The organism is Caenibius tardaugens NBRC 16725 (genome assembly GCF_003860345.1).
GTDB lineage: Bacteria > Pseudomonadota > Alphaproteobacteria > Sphingomonadales > Sphingomonadaceae > Caenibius > Caenibius tardaugens.
This window is the reverse complement of record NZ_CP034179.1, coordinates 2,328,633-2,344,550: the sequence shown is the minus strand read 5'-3', so window position 1 is coordinate 2,344,550 and position 15,918 is coordinate 2,328,633. Positions and strand designations below refer to the sequence as shown.

General features: G+C 61.7%; 19 protein-coding genes and 1 tRNA gene. 7 read left to right on the top strand and 13 right to left on the bottom strand.

Annotation, left to right across the window (positions count from 1 at the left end; genetic code table 11):
• Positions 1 to 117: 117 nt before the first annotated feature.
• From msrB to EGO55_RS10810, 3 genes are all read right to left on the bottom strand, one after another.
• Positions 118 to 516 (bottom strand): peptide-methionine (R)-S-oxide reductase MsrB, encoded by a 399-nt coding sequence (gene msrB / locus EGO55_RS10820; protein WP_021691631.1) that lies wholly within the window; start codon positions 514 to 516, stop codon positions 118 to 120.
• A 73-nt stretch (positions 517 to 589) separates the two neighbouring features.
• Positions 590 to 1,261 (bottom strand): glutathione S-transferase family protein, encoded by a 672-nt coding sequence (locus EGO55_RS10815; protein WP_021691632.1) that lies wholly within the window; start codon positions 1,259 to 1,261, stop codon positions 590 to 592.
• A 100-nt stretch (positions 1,262 to 1,361) separates the two neighbouring features.
• Positions 1,362 to 1,739, bottom strand: a complete 378-nt coding sequence (locus EGO55_RS10810; protein WP_021691633.1) for a hypothetical protein — start codon at positions 1,737 to 1,739, stop codon at positions 1,362 to 1,364.
• 70 nt (positions 1,740 to 1,809) lie between these two features.
• Between EGO55_RS10810 and mobA the strand changes: the two genes are divergently transcribed.
• Together mobA and EGO55_RS10800 are read left to right on the top strand one after the other, a co-directional pair.
• Positions 1,810 to 2,331 (top strand): molybdenum cofactor guanylyltransferase, encoded by a 522-nt coding sequence (mobA, locus tag EGO55_RS10805; RefSeq protein WP_021691634.1) that lies wholly within the window; start codon positions 1,810 to 1,812, stop codon positions 2,329 to 2,331.
• Positions 2,332 to 2,384: 53 nt separating this feature from the next.
• Positions 2,385 to 2,876 carry a nuclear transport factor 2 family protein gene (locus EGO55_RS10800; RefSeq protein WP_021691635.1) on the top strand — a complete coding sequence of 164 codons (492 nt, stop codon included), beginning with the start codon at positions 2,385 to 2,387 and terminating at the stop codon, positions 2,874 to 2,876.
• A gap of 16 nt (positions 2,877 to 2,892) precedes the next feature.
• Here EGO55_RS10800 and metW read toward each other — a convergent pair whose 3' ends face one another.
• The 3 genes from metW to metX are packed head-to-tail and all read right to left on the bottom strand — an operon-like array spanning position 2,893 to position 5,017.
• Positions 2,893 to 3,483 (bottom strand): methionine biosynthesis protein MetW, encoded by a 591-nt coding sequence (metW, locus tag EGO55_RS10795; protein WP_021691636.1) that lies wholly within the window; start codon positions 3,481 to 3,483, stop codon positions 2,893 to 2,895.
• Positions 3,480 to 3,911: a GNAT family N-acetyltransferase gene (locus EGO55_RS10790; protein WP_021691637.1), complete on the bottom strand. Its 432-nt coding sequence runs from the start codon at positions 3,909 to 3,911 to the stop codon at positions 3,480 to 3,482. The genes metW and EGO55_RS10790 overlap by 4 nt, the downstream gene beginning before the upstream one ends.
• Positions 3,908 to 5,017, bottom strand: a complete 1,110-nt coding sequence (metX, locus tag EGO55_RS10785; protein ID WP_021691638.1) for a homoserine O-acetyltransferase MetX — start codon at positions 5,015 to 5,017, stop codon at positions 3,908 to 3,910. The genes EGO55_RS10790 and metX overlap by 4 nt, the downstream gene beginning before the upstream one ends.
• Before the next feature lie 83 nt (positions 5,018 to 5,100).
• Here metX and EGO55_RS10780 point away from each other — a divergent pair, with 83 nt between their 5' ends.
• Together EGO55_RS10780 and EGO55_RS10775 are read left to right on the top strand one after the other, a co-directional pair.
• Complete coding sequence (locus EGO55_RS10780; protein ID WP_235694170.1) at positions 5,101 to 6,204, top strand: pyridoxal phosphate-dependent aminotransferase; 1,104 nt, start codon at positions 5,101 to 5,103, stop codon at positions 6,202 to 6,204.
• Positions 6,201 to 7,112, top strand: a complete 912-nt coding sequence (locus EGO55_RS10775) for a prephenate/arogenate dehydrogenase family protein (protein ID WP_021691640.1) — start codon at positions 6,201 to 6,203, stop codon at positions 7,110 to 7,112. The genes EGO55_RS10780 and EGO55_RS10775 overlap by 4 nt, the downstream gene beginning before the upstream one ends.
• 27 nt (positions 7,113 to 7,139) lie before the next feature.
• Here the strand turns inward: EGO55_RS10775 and EGO55_RS10770 are convergent, their stop codons facing one another.
• The 4 genes from EGO55_RS10770 to ftsE are packed head-to-tail and all read right to left on the bottom strand — an operon-like array spanning position 7,140 to position 10,016.
• Complete coding sequence (locus EGO55_RS10770) at positions 7,140 to 7,823, bottom strand: lysophospholipid acyltransferase family protein (RefSeq protein WP_021691641.1); 684 nt, start codon at positions 7,821 to 7,823, stop codon at positions 7,140 to 7,142.
• Complete coding sequence (locus EGO55_RS10765; RefSeq protein WP_021691642.1) at positions 7,823 to 8,359, bottom strand: YdcF family protein; 537 nt, start codon at positions 8,357 to 8,359, stop codon at positions 7,823 to 7,825. Before EGO55_RS10765 ends, EGO55_RS10770 begins: the two co-directional genes overlap by 1 nt.
• Positions 8,356 to 9,294, bottom strand: a complete 939-nt coding sequence (locus EGO55_RS10760) for a cell division protein FtsX (protein WP_021691643.1) — start codon at positions 9,292 to 9,294, stop codon at positions 8,356 to 8,358. The genes EGO55_RS10765 and EGO55_RS10760 overlap by 4 nt, the downstream gene beginning before the upstream one ends.
• Positions 9,291 to 10,016 (bottom strand): cell division ATP-binding protein FtsE, encoded by a 726-nt coding sequence (gene ftsE, locus EGO55_RS10755; RefSeq protein ID WP_021691644.1) that lies wholly within the window; start codon positions 10,014 to 10,016, stop codon positions 9,291 to 9,293. The genes EGO55_RS10760 and ftsE overlap by 4 nt, the downstream gene beginning before the upstream one ends.
• Before the next feature lie 135 nt (positions 10,017 to 10,151).
• Here ftsE and EGO55_RS10750 point away from each other — a divergent pair, with 135 nt between their 5' ends.
• Together EGO55_RS10750 and EGO55_RS10745 are read left to right on the top strand one after the other, a co-directional pair.
• Positions 10,152 to 11,120: a zinc-ribbon domain-containing protein gene (locus EGO55_RS10750; protein WP_040717313.1), complete on the top strand. Its 969-nt coding sequence runs from the start codon at positions 10,152 to 10,154 to the stop codon at positions 11,118 to 11,120.
• A 142-nt stretch (positions 11,121 to 11,262) separates the two neighbouring features.
• Positions 11,263 to 11,349 (top strand) — tRNA-Leu (locus EGO55_RS10745).
• Positions 11,350 to 11,756: 407 nt separating this feature from the next.
• Here the strand turns inward: EGO55_RS10745 and EGO55_RS10740 are convergent.
• Genes EGO55_RS10740 through EGO55_RS10730 form a run of 3 tightly spaced genes read right to left on the bottom strand, consistent with a single transcriptional unit; the run spans position 11,757 to position 14,103 of the window.
• Entirely contained in the window at positions 11,757 to 13,394 is a 1,638-nt protein-coding gene (locus tag EGO55_RS10740; RefSeq protein ID WP_021691646.1) for a recombinase family protein, read from the bottom strand.
• Complete coding sequence (locus EGO55_RS10735; protein WP_021691647.1) at positions 13,391 to 13,816, bottom strand: DUF2924 domain-containing protein; 426 nt, start codon at positions 13,814 to 13,816, stop codon at positions 13,391 to 13,393. The genes EGO55_RS10740 and EGO55_RS10735 overlap by 4 nt, the downstream gene beginning before the upstream one ends.
• Complete coding sequence (locus EGO55_RS10730) at positions 13,816 to 14,103, bottom strand: DUF3489 domain-containing protein (protein WP_021691648.1); 288 nt, start codon at positions 14,101 to 14,103, stop codon at positions 13,816 to 13,818. The genes EGO55_RS10735 and EGO55_RS10730 overlap by 1 nt, the downstream gene beginning before the upstream one ends.
• A 489-nt stretch (positions 14,104 to 14,592) precedes the next feature.
• On the opposite strand from EGO55_RS10730, the gene EGO55_RS10725 reads away from it, so the two are divergent.
• A complete protein-coding gene (locus EGO55_RS10725) occupies positions 14,593 to 15,456 on the top strand; it encodes a tyrosine-type recombinase/integrase (protein ID WP_021691649.1) in 864 nt (287 codons plus the stop codon).
• Positions 15,457 to 15,918 lie beyond the last annotated feature (462 nt).

Genomic DNA, 15,918 nt, shown 5'->3' with positions numbered 1-15,918 from the left:
TTTCGCGGGGACATACCCGCACAAGCAATGGGCACCTGCATATTATATTTGTAACACAGCGTTAACGGGCGCAGCCGGGTTGCCCCCAGCTAAACGCGCCCGACCGGTAAGCCGCTGTTATTCCTTGGGCTCGAAATCGAGCGAGGCGCTGTTGATGCAATAGCGCAGACCTGTGGGGTTCGGCCCATCGGGGAAGACATGCCCCAGATGGCCTTCGCATGCCGCACAGCGCACTTCGACGCGCACCATCCCGTGCGAGGTGTCGCGATGTTCATGCACCGCGCCCTGCTCCACCGGTTGATAAAAGCTCGGCCAGCCCGATCCGCTGTCATATTTGGTGTCGGATTCGAACAGGGGTTGCCCGCAACCCGCACAGCGATATGCGCCTTGCGCCTTGTTCTTCTCGTAAGCGCCGGTGAAGGCGCGTTCGGTGCCGGCTTCGCGCAGGATGTGATATTGTTCGGGCGTCAGCCTTTCACGCCATTCCTGCTCGGTCAGTTCCAGCTTGTCAGCCATCGTGTTTCTCCTTTGCCCGAAGCGAATATGGCCTTCCGCCGTGCCAGCGCAAGGTTTGCGACAGGCACCCGGTTCAGGCGTTGGGATCGGCGTAGTGGCTGGGCGGCTGGATAACATCCATCCGTTCTGCCAGCAGGGGCCGGAAGCTGGGCCTGCTCTTGAACAGGGCGTACCAGCCCTTCGACTGTTCATGGCCGCTCCAGTCGATGCCACCGAGATAATCCACGACGGAAATCTGCGCGGCGGCGGCCAGATCGGCCAGGCTCATCTGCGCACCGGCCAGCCAGGGGCGGTTGTCGATCAGGTAATCGATATAGTCGAGATGTTCGTGCGCCAGCTTCATCGCTTCGCGCAGCATGCGCGAATCCGGCGATGCGCGATAGACCAGCCGTTTTTTCATGCGCTCGTGCAGCAGCGGGGCGGTGACATCGCCAAAGAAATTTTCGTCGAACAGGGCCACCAGCCGCCGAATTTCGGCGCGGCTTGCGGCGGATCCGTTAATCATCGGGTTCTTGTCGACCGTTTCCTCGAAATATTCGCAGATCGCCCGGCTGTCGATCAGCACGACCCCTTTGCCATGGTCGGCCAGGACCGGGGTGCGCCCGGCGGGATTGAGATGGAAAAACTCGTCACGACCGTCCCAGGGATTTTCCCGCTGCAGTTCGTAACCAATGCCCTTCTCGCTCATCAGAAGGCGAACCTTGCGACTGAACGGGCAGAGCGGAAATTGATAAAGTTGCCACATGCGCTCAACTCATGCCGCATGCTGCGATGACAGTCCACCGGGCACGGGCGAAAATAGTCGGAATAAAGCGGTTCCCGGAAAAATCAGGGTGAAACCGGTGTTACAGGCCCGAAGCCTCCAGCGATTTCATGCACAGCGGCATGGAATCATAAAGGGTGCCGTCCCGGGACATGGCGGTTGCCTCAGCCTCCAGCAGGGCCTTGAGCCGATCCTGCGTCAGACCTGTGCCATTCGTTGCCCCGGCGCTGGCGCGCACGAAATACTCGCGGCCGCGCTGCGCCAGTGGTGGATAGGCCATTGCACGGGCATCGCCCCGTGCCTGTGCCGCCGCGACTTGCGCAAATGCGACGGCGCAGTGCAGCTTGAATTGCTGGGCAGGCAGCAGCGCAGGCGTCGGATCGGCCTGAGCCATGCCGGGCAGCGACAGTGCTGCGGCGGCACACAGCAAAAAAGCGAGGGGCGTTGTTCTGTGGATCATTTCCGTCTTATAACAGCCCGGTGAGAAACCGCAGCACCCCGTTTCACCCGGCCATAACGGCCTGTCGCACATGATACTCGGCCTGGTTCTTTCCGGCGGGCTATCCACCCGTTTCGGAAGCGACAAGGCGCTGGCGGAATATGATGGACACAGCCTGCTTGCTCGCGCGGTCGACCGCCTGTCGGGCTGGTGCGAACAGGTGGTGATTGCCGGGCGCGAAGCGGGGCCTGCGCCGTGCATACCGGATTGGCCACGGGCGCACATGGGCCCTCTGGGCGGGCTTGCCGCAGGTCTGCACCATGCGCGCGATGCGGGATTTGCCGCCGTGCTCAGTTGCGGGGTGGATTCGCTGCATCTGCCGCCGCACCTGCCGCAATTGCTGGCCCCGGCCCCGGCCTATCTCGCTTCGCAACCGGTTATTGGCCTGTGGCCCGTTGAGGCGGCGGACATGCTGGAAACAATCCTGACCGGCGAGGGCAAGCATTCGATGCTGGCGTTTGCCGAAGCCATCGGCGCCCGCGCGGTCGATCCGGGAACGCCCCCTGCAAACGTCAACACGCCCGCCGATCTGGATGCGCTGCGCAAAAACTGAACCCATCGGCATCCTCGCGATGACGTGGAAACGACGTGCGAGAGGATAACGCCATGAGCCTGGCCGATGACTGGTTTGCGATAAACAACGCCATTGCCACTTATGTGGTGGCGGTGGACACGCGTGACATGCGCCTGCTCGATCAGGTGTTCACGAAAGATGCCAGAATCGACCTTGCCACTGTAGGGGTGCTCGATCCGGCGGCCTATGCCGAACTCTGCAACACGGTGTTGCCCGGGCTGGACGCGACCCAGCATCATCTGGGGTTGCCGGTGATTGCAATCGAAGGCGACAAGGCCCAGGCGCGCACGTATTTCATTGCGCAACACACACGCAACGCGCTGGCGCCTGATCCGCATTTTCTGGTCGGCGGCTGGTATGACGATGAATTCGCGCGGACGGCAGAGGGCTGGCGCATTACCAGCCGCATCGGAACCGCTGCGTGGTTTGACGGGAATGCGCAGGTATTGGGGCAGGATATCCCCGCAGGCGCCCCGCCGCGCACAGCGGGCCACGCCGCCCCCGCGTGGCTGATCCCGCGCTGAACCGGGCCCGTCCCTGCTATCGCGAAATCTGGAACACCGCGTTCTGCGCCAGCCAGTTCGCCCCCGTCGCGCCGATTTCCCGGCCATCGGCCAAAAACCAGCACGCTTCGGTCTTCACACCTTTGGCCGCCAGCAGATCGCGGAAATCGGCCACGGTCAAATGGTGGATGTTGGGCGTATCGTACCAGCTGTACGTCAATTGCCGGGTTACCGGCATGCGTCCGCGCCACAACAGGGCCATGCGCACGCGCCAATGGGCGAAATTGGGGAAGCTGACGAAAGCCTTGCGACCCACGCGCAGCAATTCATCCAGCATCAGATCGGGCCGCGAGGTGGTCTGCAAGGTCTGGCTGAGGATCGCATAGTCGAACGTGTCGCGCGGATAGAAGGCGAGATCGGTATCGGCATCCCCCTGAATGACCGACAGCCCCTTGCTTACGCATTGTTCGACTTTGGCGGGATCAATTTCCATCCCCCGCGCATCGACACCCTTGGTATCGCGCAGGGCGGCCATCAGCGCACCATCGCCGCAGCCGATATCCAGCACCCGCGCACCGGGCGCGACATGTTCGGCAATCAGGGCAAGATCGGGGCGCAGTTCACTCATCGATAGGCATCCACGAAAAGGCGTTCCATCACCCATTCCGGCTGTGCGGCCGGGCTCCAGCCCAACTGGGTGTAAAGCCCCTGGGCATCCGCTGTCAGCAACATCCAGCGCCGCACTCCCTGCAAATCGGGATGCGCCTGCAAATGGGCAACCATCGCACGCGACAGGCCCTTGCCGCGATGCGCCTCCAGCACGTGGACATCGTTGAGATAGGCAATGGCGACATAATCGGTCACCACCCGGGCCATACCCACCTGCTGCCCGTCATGCCGCACCGCCACGCACAGGCTGTTGCGGATCGCCTGTTCGACCTTTGCCAGCGCAATTCCTTCCGCCCAGTAGGACCGGGTGAGGAAGGCATGCGCGGCAACCGGATCGATCAGCGCCTGATCGTCCACCAGTTCATAGCCCTGGGGCAGCGCGCTCATTGGCTCAAAAATCCTGTAACCACCCGATCGAGCGCGGGCACATCAAGCAGGAAACTGTCATGCCCGAAGGGGGCCGACAGTTCGACGAAACTCACCGCCGCACCGGCCGCGCTCAGCACATGGACCAGTTTGCGCGATTGCTGTGTCGGGTAAAGCCAGTCGGTATCGAAGCTGACCACGCAGAATTTCGCCGCTGTTCTGGCGAAGGCTTCGGCCAGTTTTCCGCCCTGTTCCTCCTCCAGATCGAAATAGCTCATCGCGCGGGTGATATAGAGATAGGAATTGGCGTCGAACCGGGTGGTGAAGGCCAGCCCCTGATGGCGCAGATAGCTTTCCACCTCGAAATCGGCATCAAAACCAAAACTTTTCGCTTCGCGATCCTGCAACCGGCGGCCGAACTTCTCAGTCAGGCTGTCTTCGGAAAGATAGGTGATATGCGCGGCCATCCGCGCCACGGCCAGCCCCGAATCGGGCGCGCGGCCCGTGCCGTAGTAATCGCCGCCCTGCCATTCGGGATCGGCCATGATCGCCTGACGCCCGACTTCCTGAAACGCAATGTTCTGGGCCGCCATGGTCGCCGTGCTGGCGATTGCCAGCACCCGTTCGGGAATATGCGGCCAGTTCGCCGCCAGACTGAGCGCCTGCATCCCCCCCATCGACCCGCCAACGATGGCGTGCAGGGTGCGGATATCCAGCGCTTCGAGCAGGGCGACATGCGCACGCACCATATCGCGCACGGTAATCACGGGAAACCGCATGGCATAGGGTTTGCCGTCGAGCGCAAGGCTGCTGGGCCCGGTCGATCCCATGCATCCGCCGATCACATTGGCGCACAGCACATAGAAACGATCCGTATCGATCGGCTTGCCGGGGCCAACCATGCGATCCCACCAGCCGGGCTTGCCCGTGATCGGATGCGGGCTGGCCAGATGCTGATCGCCGGTTGTGGCGTGCGCCACGAAAATCGCATTGGTGCGTGCCGCGTTCAACTGCCCATAGGCTTCGTAGGCGATGCGCACGCCTTCGAGTTGTTGCCCGCCGTCAAGCGGGAGCGGTTCGGAAAGTTCCAGCACGTCGCTGGCGGTGATGGTCGCAGAGCCTGCCATTGTGCCTCGCGAATTGGGGTACGCGCCCCCCGCTGTCAATGACAGGCTGTCAATCGGCGCCGAACAACGCTATGCGCCCGCGCGTGACTGAGAAGCGCCCCATAGCAAAACCGTGGATCGCAGCGATCCATGCCTACGTCCCCGGCAAGAGCAAGTCGGCCGATGGCCGCCCGCTGATAAAGCTGTCGGCCAACGAGAATCCGCTGGGCACTGCCCCTGCGGCACTGGCCGCGATGGCGGATTCCAAGCCGACATTCCTCTATCCCGATCCGGATTCGATCGCCCTGCGCGAAAAAATCGGGGCCGTGCACGGCATCGATCCCGCCCGCATCGTGTGCGGTGCCGGATCGGACGAACTGCTCAACCTCGCCGCGCAGGCCTATGCCGGGCCCGGCGATGAAGTGATCTATGTCCGTTACGGGTTTTCGGTTTACGATATCGCCGCGCGTCGTTGCGGCGCCACGCCCGTCATTGCCCCGGACGCCGATTATGGCACCGATGTCGATGCCCTGCTGGCGCTGGTGAACGAGAACACCCGCGCGGTGTTCATCGCCAATCCCAACAATCCCACCGGCAGCTTTCTGCCGCGTGGCGAAATTGCCCGGCTCCACGCCGCCTTGCCCGCGGACGTGCTGTTCGTGCTGGATCAGGCCTATGCCGAATACCTGCGCCCGGAAGATGACGATGGCGGCATGGAACTGGCGGCCGCGCACGAAAACGTGCTGGTTACGCGGACATTTTCCAAGATTTATGGTCTTGCCGGGCAACGCATCGGCTGGGCCACCGGCGCACCGGAACTGGTGGCCATGCTCAACCGCATCCGCCTGCCGTTCAACGTCAGCAACAGCGGGCAGGCCATGGCGATCGCCGCGCTGGACAATCAGGACTTCGTCGTCGCATCGCGCGATCACAATCTGGCCGAGCGCGCCCGCTTCGTCGATGCAATCGCGGCGATGAGCAACCATGGCCTGCGCCCCCTGCCGAGCGAGGCGAACTTCGTGCTGATCCTGTTCGAAGGCGCACTGACTGCCGAAGCCGCGCAGGAAGGGCTGGCCGGACGCGGCTATGCCACCCGCTGGCTGCCGGGGCAGGATCTGGCGCAAGGGCTGCGGATCACGATCGGCACTAGCGCGCAGATGGACGATATCATCGCCGGGCTGCGCGAGATGGCCGGAGCCGCCGGATGAGCTTCGACAAGGTCGCGATAATCGGGCTGGGTCTGCTGGGCGGTTCAATCGGCCTTGCCACAGCGCGTTATCTGCCGGGCGTTGTCACCACCGGCTATGATGCCGATCCTGCCGTGCGCGCCCGTGCGGCCGAACTGGGGCTGGCGGGCACGATCTGCGCCAGCGCGGCAGACGCGGTTACCGATGCCGATCTCGTGATCCTGTGCGTCCCCGTCGGCGCGATGGGCGATGCCGCCATCGAAATCGCCGGTGCGCTGAGGCCGGGCTGCGTGATCAGCGATGTCGGTTCCTCGAAGCAAAGCGTGCTGGCCGCGCTGAACAAGGCCTTGCCCGGCACCACGATCATTCCCGCGCACCCGGTCGCCGGGACGGAACACAGCGGGCCGGATGCCGGCTTCGCCAGCCTGTTTCACAGCCGCTGGTGCATTATAACCCCGCCAGAAGGTACGGATTCCGCGCTGGTGGACGCCCTTTCCGCATTCTGGAGCGCGCTGGGCGCCAAAGTGGACGTGATGAGCCCGCGCCATCACGATCTCGTACTGGCTGTCACCAGCCACCTGCCGCACCTGATCGCCTATACCATCGTGGGCACTGCATCCGATCTGGAAGAGGTCACCCGCAGCGAAGTGATCAAATATTCGGCGGGCGGTTTTCGCGACTTCACCCGGATCGCGGCGTCCGACCCGACGATGTGGCGCGATGTCTTCCTCAACAACAAGGAAGCGGTACTGCAGATGCTGCAGCGCTTTACCGAAGACCTCACCGCATTGCAGCGGGCGATTCGCGTGGGGGATGGCGATACCCTGTTCGACCATTTCACCCGTACCCGAGCAATCCGCCGTTCGATCATCGATGAAGGACAGGATGACGCCCGGCCCGATTTCGGACGCGGCGACCACGAGGATTGATCACGCCCTTCGGGGGTTCAGCGCCGGTCAGGGGTTCAGCGCGTTGATCGCCGCGTGCACCCGCGCCTCGATTTCCTCGCGCGGCAGGCCTGGTGGCAATATCTCCCCGAACCGCACCGTGATCGTGCCGGACCGTTTCCACAAACGGTGATAGAGCGGCCCGCTGTTCACCGCGACCGGCACCACCGGCAGCTTGAGCAGCTTGTAAATCCCGGCAAAGCCCGATCGCAGCGGCGCGGCATCGCCGTGCGGCACGCGGGTTCCTTCGGGGAAAATCACCAGCGGGCGCCCGGCCGCGATATGGCCGCGGGCCCCGGCCAGCATCGCGCGCAGGGCCTTGGCGCCCTGTTCCCGTTCGACCGGAATCAGGCCATATGCCAGCGCAACCCGCCCCCAGCCGGGAATCTGAAACAGTTCCGCCTTGGCGAAGATCGCCGGGCGCTGGAACAGGTTGGGCGCATCGAGTGCTTCAAAGAAACTCTCATGCTTGATCGCATACAGCGCCGGCCCCGGCGCGCGCTGTCCTTCTTCGCGAATGGTGATGCGCAGGAGATGCTGCAGACACCAGCGATGCCAGCGGGTCCAGCCGTGCGTCACCGCAGGAAGATAGCGCCCGCCCAGCAGGATCGCCACCAGCCCCGACAGAACGAGCACCACCGATCCGGAATAAAAGGCCGCGTAAAACGCCAGACTGCGCAACACCGACAGCATCACGCCAGCGCATCCCACAGGCGCATGGCCTGACTGGCGAGCAGTTTGTTGTATTCTAGAAAGGTGACGCGCAGCGACGGCTGCGAAGGCACGGCATCGCGCAACACAGTCACGCCATCGGGCAGTTCCTGCGCCAGTTCGGCCGCCGCCCGGCGCATATGCCAATCCGCCGTGACCAGCCGGATCGACCGGATCTTGTGACGGCTGACCCATTCCGCCGTTTCCAGCGCATTGCCACGGGTATCCACCGCGTCGGACCCCAGCGTGATACAACACCGCATCAGGCGCCGTTCCACCTTGTATTCCGCCGCGAATTCGCCCGGTTTCACTTCGGGGTCGACGCCTGTCACCAGCAATTGTTCCGCCTGCCCGGTGCGCAGGATGGTCAATCCGCGTGCGATCCGACCGCCGCTGCCGGTGGGGACGACCACGGCATCGGTCCGCTCCTTCCCCGCTGGGCCGGGCAGGGCCATGGCGAACCACAGGAATCCGAACGCCCAGAGCAGGAAGATCGCGGAAAGGATACGGCGGATCACAGCATCCTCCGCAAGGCGGCGAGCACAGTCAGGCGCGCGGTCAGCGTGGCCAGCGCCACCCCTGCCAGCGGCACAAGCGCCAAGAGCAGCCAGTTCAACATTGTGAGCCCCCCGCCCGTAAGCATGCCCGAATCCAGTGCGGCAAATTGCCGTGCCAGAGCGACAATGGCAATCAGCCCGACCGCCAGACCCACAATTCCGCCCAGCACCGCATCGCGCGCAACGGAACGCTGGAAAATCCATGCGATCTGTGAATCGGTTCCGCCAAGGTGGTGCACAACCTCGATAGTATCACGATTGACGCCCAGCGCAGTACGCGCCGCCAGCCAGACCGCTGCCGTGGTGGCGGCGATCAGCAGCAGGATCAGCGCCAGCGCGAGATACTGCATGGAGCGCACAGCCGATATCACCGGCTGCAACCAGCTGGCCTGTGCATCCACTTGCGCCGCCGGGGCCACCGCGTGCAGATCGCGGCGCAAAGCCTCCACCCGTTCGCGCGTTGCCCTGCCATTCAGCCGCGCATCGATCAGCGCAGGCACGGGAATGGCTTCATCGCCGGTCAGGCTTTCGCCCAGCCACGGTTCCATCAGGCGATCGAGTTCTTCTTTCGGCACCCGCTGCGCCGAAACGACACCCGGCAGCGCCCCCAGCGCCGCAAGGGCGGCGCGCGCCTGCCGGTCACGTTCAGCAGGGGCCGCCTCGACGATCTGGACCGTCACCCCGCCCGCCAGTTCGGCGCGCACCGTGTTGGCGACATTGTTCAGCGTCAGCGCCCCGGCCGCCGCAATCGTGGTCAGCGCGATCATGATGGCGATCACCCACGGCATTGGCCCCGCCAGCCGGGCCTGGGGAAGCAACTGGGTACCCCGTCGGCCCCGCGCACGGGGTTGCCCGGAATTCCTGCCATGGCGCGAAAAGAATTGCGGCAGGTTCATCCCTGCGCCCCGGTCCGGTTCGGCGGATAACGCAGCGCCCCGGTGGGATCGCTCAACCGCCCCTTGTCGAGCCGCATGATCAGCGATTCCGGCACTTTTTGCAGCAAGTGCAAATCGTGGGTTGCGACCACCACAGTTGTCCCCAGCCGGTTCAGCGCCTCGAACAGGCGCAACAGTTTCAGCGCCATTTCCGGATCGACGTTGCCTGTCGGTTCGTCCGCCACCAGCATATCGGGGCGGCCGATCACCGCCCGGGCGATCGCCACGCGTTGCTGTTCCCCACCCGAAAGCGTCGCAGGCCGCGCCCCCGCCCGATCGGCCAGACCGACCCAGTCGAGCATATCGGATACCGGCTTGGCCAGATCCTGTTCGGAAACACCCGCCACACGCAGCGGCAAGGCAACATTATCGAAGGCCGACAAATGCTGAACCAGCCGGAAATCCTGAAACACAACGCCCAGCCTGCGCCGGAACGCGGGCAGCCTATCGCGCTGCAGGGTAATCACATCGGTGCCGAACATCCGGATCATGCCGCGCGACGGGCGCTGCGCCAGATAGAGCAGGCGGAGCAGCGACGTCTTGCCCGCGCCGCTCGCCCCGGTTAGAAAATAGAAGCTGCCGGGATAGAGCGTGAACGAGACATCGCTCAACACCTCTTTGCCCGCGCCATAGCGCAGCCCAACATTATCGAACTGGACGATATCGTCTCTGCCGCCGCTCATCGGGGGCCGTATGGAAGCATGACTTGCATTGCGAGCGGGCTATAGCTGCCAATCGATGTGGAAAAAAGCCATCAGCCGCTCTGACTTGGGGGTGGACTACTTGTTGGGCGGCAAAGCTCATGCTTTACATGGCGCATGATCATTTCGTGCCCTGCCTGTTCGACGCGTTATGTCGTACCCGACAGTGCCATCGGCGTGGAAGGACGAACCGTCCGCTGCGCGAAATGCCACCACAGCTGGTTTCAGGAAGGCCCTGAGCTGGACCTTCCGGCTCCGGCTGCATCCGTTTCCGACACCACGACCGCCGCTTCTCCTCCTCCTGCGGCGCCAGCACCCGCTGCGCCTCCGGTTGTGGCGGCGGCTGCACCGTCCGCACCCCCGCAACAGGCTGTGCCGCCCGTTGCACCAGCATCTGCACCGGCCGCACCGGAACAAGTGCCGACACCTGTTGCAGACGATACCGCACCAGCCTGGGCGTCGGATGACCCTGCCTATCAGGATTCTGTCGGGGAACCGGCACCCGCTGTCGAACCCGACACAGAAGATACCGTCCCCGCCCCGCCGGAATTCCGTGCGCGTGGCCGCCGCCGCGACCCGGCAGAGGCAGAACATTACAGCAGCCCCGAAATCGACGACACGATTTCGCACTTCGATCACGAACCGCCCTTCCGCCCGCGCCGCAACCGGTTGCGACTGTGGACAATGGCGGCGGTCCTGTTCGCTCTGGCCGCAGGCGGCATTGTCGCTGCGGTGAGTTATTGGGGCCTTCCCGCCTGGGCCCCGGGCAGCCGGCCGATCTTCGCATCGCCCGAACCCGATCTCGTGCTGGAATTCCCGCCTGACAAACAGGACCGGCGGACCCTGCCCAACGGCACGGAGTTTTTCGGCGCCAGCGGCACGGTAACCAATATCGGAACGACGGTCCGTTCGGTGCCCTCGATTCTGATCGTCCTGCGCGATGCGCGCGAACGCAAAGTCTATGAATGGGTCGTGCCCGCGCCCAAGGGCAAGCTCGCCCCGGGTGAAAGCGTGACCGTGAACGAAGCCGTCACCGATGTGCCACGCTCTGCAAAATTCGCAGAAATCGGCTGGAAACCCAACTGACAACCTCGTCGTTGGCAGTCGCCGAAAAAGCAGGAACGGAATTTTTCACAAAGCGGCTTATGGGTGCTTGCAGGGGGGGAGACCCTTTGCTAATGGCCCGCTCCTACCCTGCGGGGCCCCTTACGGAGCCCTAGTCGATTATGCGGTCGTGGCGGAACTGGTAGACGCGCAACGTTGAGGTCGTTGTGGGCGAAAGCCCGTGGAAGTTCGAGTCTTCTCGACCGCACCAATCAGTGTAAAAATCCTCTGAAAACAAGCACTTAGCTTACCCTTCGGGGAAAGTGGCGCAGTCCTGCGGCCCTCAGGGGCCTTTAATTGCAACCTGGGGGTCAGAGACACTTTGCAGATGCCCGTCGCCGTGCATCAAGCGGGCGAATTCTCTGCGCAAAATTTCTTCGCCCACACTCGGTTTATCCGTTCCGCATCCATCAATTTGGATCGGCCTCTGATTTGCATCGGGGCCAAGCGAATATGATAGCTCCGATATGAGTACCTGAATGGTAGACCATGCAGTGTACGAACTGCTCTCATAGGCATATTGCGCCGAATGATGCAGATCGATAGCTCAGTGGTTCTGCACGAAAAAACCTCGCCTCACGCGGTGAAGACGAGGTCAGTATATGCCGGAGCGGATGATCAGGCAGTGAGGCCGAACAACTGCTCTTGCTGTGCCCAGATAATCGGCAGGTCAGTTTCAAGTAGTTGCTTGCGCGTGATGGCTTTCGGCTGACTGCCTTCCAGAATCACTTCCACAATTCGCGGACTGAGATAGCTGAGCCGAAGCAGCTTGGTCATCTGCTTACGGCAGCGCCCTTCCTGTTTGGCCAGCTGATGCAGGGCCAGTTCCGGTGAAGCCATGACCAGCTGCTGTACCTCGCTGGCCTGCGCCAGTAGTTCGATCAGCGGACGATTCGCATCTTTGCTGCCTGGTACGCCATCGATCCGCAGCTTTGCCTCCCTGAATGGCTTGCGTGCCGGGCGCGGGATGCTCCAGGATAATGTCGCTGGATGATCGATCCCGAGTGCTTTGCAGTTGATTGCTATCTCCAGCGCATCAGCATGCACCTGTATCCGGGTAATTAAGGAGCGTACTGTATCTTCTATACAGGGGCGCTGTTCTAGCCGCGTGCAAAGCTCCCGAGCTGTCGCAAACAGCCTGCGCAGCGGATCTCCTTCGGTAAGACCGGATATGCGGCGCAGCGCATGATCATCCATAAGTAGAGTGAGCAGATGCTCGATCACATGCTGATCGAGCTGTCCCCTGCGAAAGCGGGTGGATGGTGGATGGTCCGGCCGGGCCAGATCCTTGCGCGTTTCATAGTGGGCGTACCGGCGTGTTCCTCGCGATGTATACGTCCCGACGATCGGTCGCCCTTGCGGATCAATCAACAATCCTCGCAGCAAGGCAGGCTGCGAATCGTTGGTATCACGTTTGCGCGGCGGCGCCTTCTCCTTGAGCTTGGCCTGGACGGCATTCCACAACTCTTCATCGACGATGGGTTGATGCTCCCCATCGTAGACCTGTCCCTTATGGACGATCTTGCCGCGATAGATGGGGTTATGGAGCAGATGGAACAGGCTACCCCTTGCAAAGGGAATACCCCCACGATGGGGGCCGCTGACCCGGTTCTGAATCTTGGTCACGATCTTTTCGCGGGCTAACCGCTCAAGCAGCTGGGGCGCAGCGCGTTGCTCAAGATAGCACTGCATGATGTAACGAACACGTTCGGCCTCTTCGGGAACGACAACCAGCTTGCGCTCAACCACCTCGTATCCCAGCGGCACAGGACCGCCCATCCAGATTCCCTTCCTCTTGGATGCCGCGATCTTGTCACGAATACGCTCTCCCGTGACCTCCCGCTCGAACTGGGCGAACGACAGCAGTACATTGAGCGTCAACCGCCCCATACTCGTGGTGGTATTGAAGGCCTGGGTGATGGAAACGAAGCTCGCCGCCTTGGCATCGAGCCGTTCAACAATCTTGGCAAAGTCGGCAAGGCTGCGGGTTAAACGGTCAACCTTATAGACCACAATCACATCGACGCGCCCCGCGTCGACGTCATCCAGAAGTGCCTTGAGGCCGGGGCGTTCCATATTGCCACCCGAATAACCGCCATCGTCATAGTGCTCAGAAACCGGCAACCAACCTTCATGCCTTTGGCTCAGAATATAGGCTTCACAAGCTTCGCGCTGGGCATCAAGACTGTTGAACTCTTGTTCCAGGCCATTCTCGGTCGACTTACGGGTATAGACGGCGCAGCGCAGTGGCTTCATCGCTTGCCCCCTGAAATGCCGAAGAAGCGTGGCCCATTCCAGTGCGTGCCCGTAATGGCCTTGGCAATTGCGCTCAGCGAGGCCCAGGCCTTTCCATCATATTCAAACCCCTCGTCCAGCACTGTGACGGTATGGCCGGTGCCATGCCAGTCACGGACGAGCCGGGTGCCTGGCATAAGCTTGCGGCGAGGCGTTGGGATATTCTCGCCCCTGGCCATTCGGGATGCTTGCCTGAGCAGCGCTTTACCTTCCCTGCCGAGGCTCCCCTGCCGCTTTTCTTGAATCCGAAAGCCCAAGCCTAAACGAAGGAGATCGAGTGAGAGATTGGGAGCAGGTGCACCATAGTGACGCACCCAAGCCACCTTTGCTTCTTCAATCGGAAGATTGGGAAGCTGCTCGAGCGAAAGATAGGGCCTTGCCATCAGACATGACCCTCGGTGGGGATTGCGGAAATGGTCTCAGTTCCCGCGGCTTCTTGCTCGCCATCCAATCGATAGAATGAGGTGCCGTCATCACGCTTATCGCGCACCAGCGCCCTACCCTTCTTGCGGAGGCCACTGAGAAAGGCCCGGCAAGTATGTGCCTGCCAGCCTGTTGGCTCCATCAATTCGGCCAATGTTGCGCCGCCTCGACCCGCGAGCAGCCGCTCTATCAGTTGGGATTTGGTCCTGGGCTGTGCCGTTTGTTTAGTGCCATTCTCATTTGCCATGCATTTTCTCCAGCGTGAGGCAGCTCCTTTGCCGCCTCCCACCACCTCAAGCCCGCGGGATGCCTATCCTGCGGGGCTCAACGCCACTTCGGCTTTACCGAATCGCCTGCACACCAATGCTCCGAATGCCTGCGAAGTCGAATGGATTGTGCATGTCGACGAAAGCTGCATATCGACTTATCCCGACGCTTGTCGCATCCCCTCACTCATGGAAGATATATTCATGAGATGTTGCTTTATCGCTGGTTTGCGTCGCATTGCAGCGTGCATAGCGCGTTTGCAGATTTTTCAAGCTAGCAAAACCCGGCTTCGCCGTCTCGATAAAGAGACAGTGCGGCCAATAAGGCGACCGGCGGCGTCAGAGGAGTGGAACCCTCCCGAACTGTGTGGATCAGTGGCGCTAGTACTCACCGGAACGGAATCGCGACAATGGTTACCAGTATACAGCGAAAAGATGCCCCAACCCCCATAGATTGGCGGGACCATCTAGTGCGGCTTGAGGGCGCCTACTCGCCTTCGACAATCCGCCATTACAAGGTCAGCGTCGCCCAGTTCGTCGCATGGTGCGAGGCGGAGGACCTCACGCCGTTTCCCGCTACGGTTGAAACGCTCTGCGCTTTTTTGGAGCTTCAGGCTGAGTCCAAAAGCCCGGTGACGGTGCGCAACCGGCTTTATGCTGTGCGCAAATTCCACCAGCTTCTCGGATTGCCCGATCCCACTGCCCACGTGGACGTCAATCTCGTCCTGCGCCGCATTCGTCGGCAGAGCACGCGTCGCCAGCGGCAAGTCAAAGGGCTTACCCACGACTATCTTGTCCAGTGCCTGGATGCGCAACCCGCCGATCCCTGGGGTTTGCGAAACCGTGCCCTGATCTCGCTGGGCTACGATTTGCTCACACGGCGTTCTGAGCTGGTCGCGCTCAAGACAAGCGATGTGGAGTTTATGGACAATGGCACGCTGCGCGTGCTTATCCGCCGCAGCAAGACCGACCCGTTCGGCAAAGGCCGGATGGCGTTTGGTTCGGCGCGTTCTGCCGAACTACTGCGCGAATGGTTGGATTGGCGCGGGACCAAAATCAGCCCGCTGTTTTGCCCGATCTACCATTGGAAGGCGATCAATCGCCATCTCAGTGTCACGATAGTTCAGGACACGCTGAGGCAGGCGCTTATGGCCGCTGGTATACCGGCAAGTGAGGCCGCGCATTTTAGCGGGCATTCCATGCGCGTGGGGGCGGCGCAGGATTTGTTATGCGCCGGGCACGATACCGCGGCCATCATGCGCGCAGGCGGCTGGAAATCGCTCAACGCGCTTGGGCGTTATCTGGAGCTGGCCGAACATAACGTCTGGGCATAGCGGGCAAGTGAGAAATTATGGGGGTGACGTTGATAATCAGCCCAGTTGTTACGCAGCCAATTTCTCCACGTTAGGATTCTCCCGCCGACGGCGCGGTTCCGGGCAAATCGCACGCCAGCTGTAATTGCGAGACCGTAAAGTTACCCGCAATATTCCAGCTTTCGCCGAGTCTCTAGCGTCGGCGAGGCTCGCTGAATTTGCCCCTGCCTGGCTCATTTCTGGATGACTATTTTTTGCTTATTTCCCTGTTCAGCAGGGAATATATTGGTGTTCAGTGCCATTCTGCGCGATATTTTTACTCAACCACCTGTTTTATAGTAATAATTTACGAAAGTATATGTTCCGGAACAGCGAATTTTATCGGTTATCAGGGATAATTTCCGCGATCATTCTGATCACTGTCGGTTGTCCCTGAATTGCTTGGTAAGAGCTGTCGCAACGCCCATGTTATTCATCAGAGCG

What these genes read in the sequence shown, in the direction of transcription:
- msrB (WP_021691631.1), bottom strand. Translation starts at nt 516, where the DNA reads ATGGCTGACAAGCTGGAACTGACCGAGCAGGAATGGCGTGAAAGGCTG.
- EGO55_RS10815 (WP_021691632.1), bottom strand. Translation starts at nt 1,261, where the DNA reads ATGTGGCAACTTTATCAATTTCCGCTCTGCCCGTTCAGTCGCAAGGTT.
- EGO55_RS10810 (WP_021691633.1), bottom strand. Translation starts at nt 1,739, where the DNA reads ATGATCCACAGAACAACGCCCCTCGCTTTTTTGCTGTGTGCCGCCGCA.
- mobA (WP_021691634.1), top strand. Translation starts at nt 1,810, where the DNA reads ATGATACTCGGCCTGGTTCTTTCCGGCGGGCTATCCACCCGTTTCGGA.
- EGO55_RS10800 (WP_021691635.1), top strand. Translation starts at nt 2,385, where the DNA reads ATGAGCCTGGCCGATGACTGGTTTGCGATAAACAACGCCATTGCCACT.
- metW (WP_021691636.1), bottom strand. Translation starts at nt 3,483, where the DNA reads ATGAGTGAACTGCGCCCCGATCTTGCCCTGATTGCCGAACATGTCGCG.
- EGO55_RS10790 (WP_021691637.1), bottom strand. Translation starts at nt 3,911, where the DNA reads ATGAGCGCGCTGCCCCAGGGCTATGAACTGGTGGACGATCAGGCGCTG.
- metX (WP_021691638.1), bottom strand. Translation starts at nt 5,017, where the DNA reads ATGGCAGGCTCTGCGACCATCACCGCCAGCGACGTGCTGGAACTTTCC.
- EGO55_RS10775 (WP_021691640.1), top strand. Translation starts at nt 6,201, where the DNA reads ATGAGCTTCGACAAGGTCGCGATAATCGGGCTGGGTCTGCTGGGCGGT.
- EGO55_RS10770 (WP_021691641.1), bottom strand. Translation starts at nt 7,823, where the DNA reads ATGCTGTCGGTGTTGCGCAGTCTGGCGTTTTACGCGGCCTTTTATTCC.
- EGO55_RS10760 (WP_021691643.1), bottom strand. Translation starts at nt 9,294, where the DNA reads ATGAACCTGCCGCAATTCTTTTCGCGCCATGGCAGGAATTCCGGGCAA.
- ftsE (WP_021691644.1), bottom strand. Translation starts at nt 10,016, where the DNA reads ATGAGCGGCGGCAGAGACGATATCGTCCAGTTCGATAATGTTGGGCTG.
- EGO55_RS10750 (WP_040717313.1), top strand. Translation starts at nt 10,152, where the DNA reads ATGATCATTTCGTGCCCTGCCTGTTCGACGCGTTATGTCGTACCCGAC.
- EGO55_RS10740 (WP_021691646.1), bottom strand. Translation starts at nt 13,394, where the DNA reads ATGAAGCCACTGCGCTGCGCCGTCTATACCCGTAAGTCGACCGAGAAT.
- EGO55_RS10735 (WP_021691647.1), bottom strand. Translation starts at nt 13,816, where the DNA reads ATGGCAAGGCCCTATCTTTCGCTCGAGCAGCTTCCCAATCTTCCGATT.
- EGO55_RS10730 (WP_021691648.1), bottom strand. Translation starts at nt 14,103, where the DNA reads ATGGCAAATGAGAATGGCACTAAACAAACGGCACAGCCCAGGACCAAA.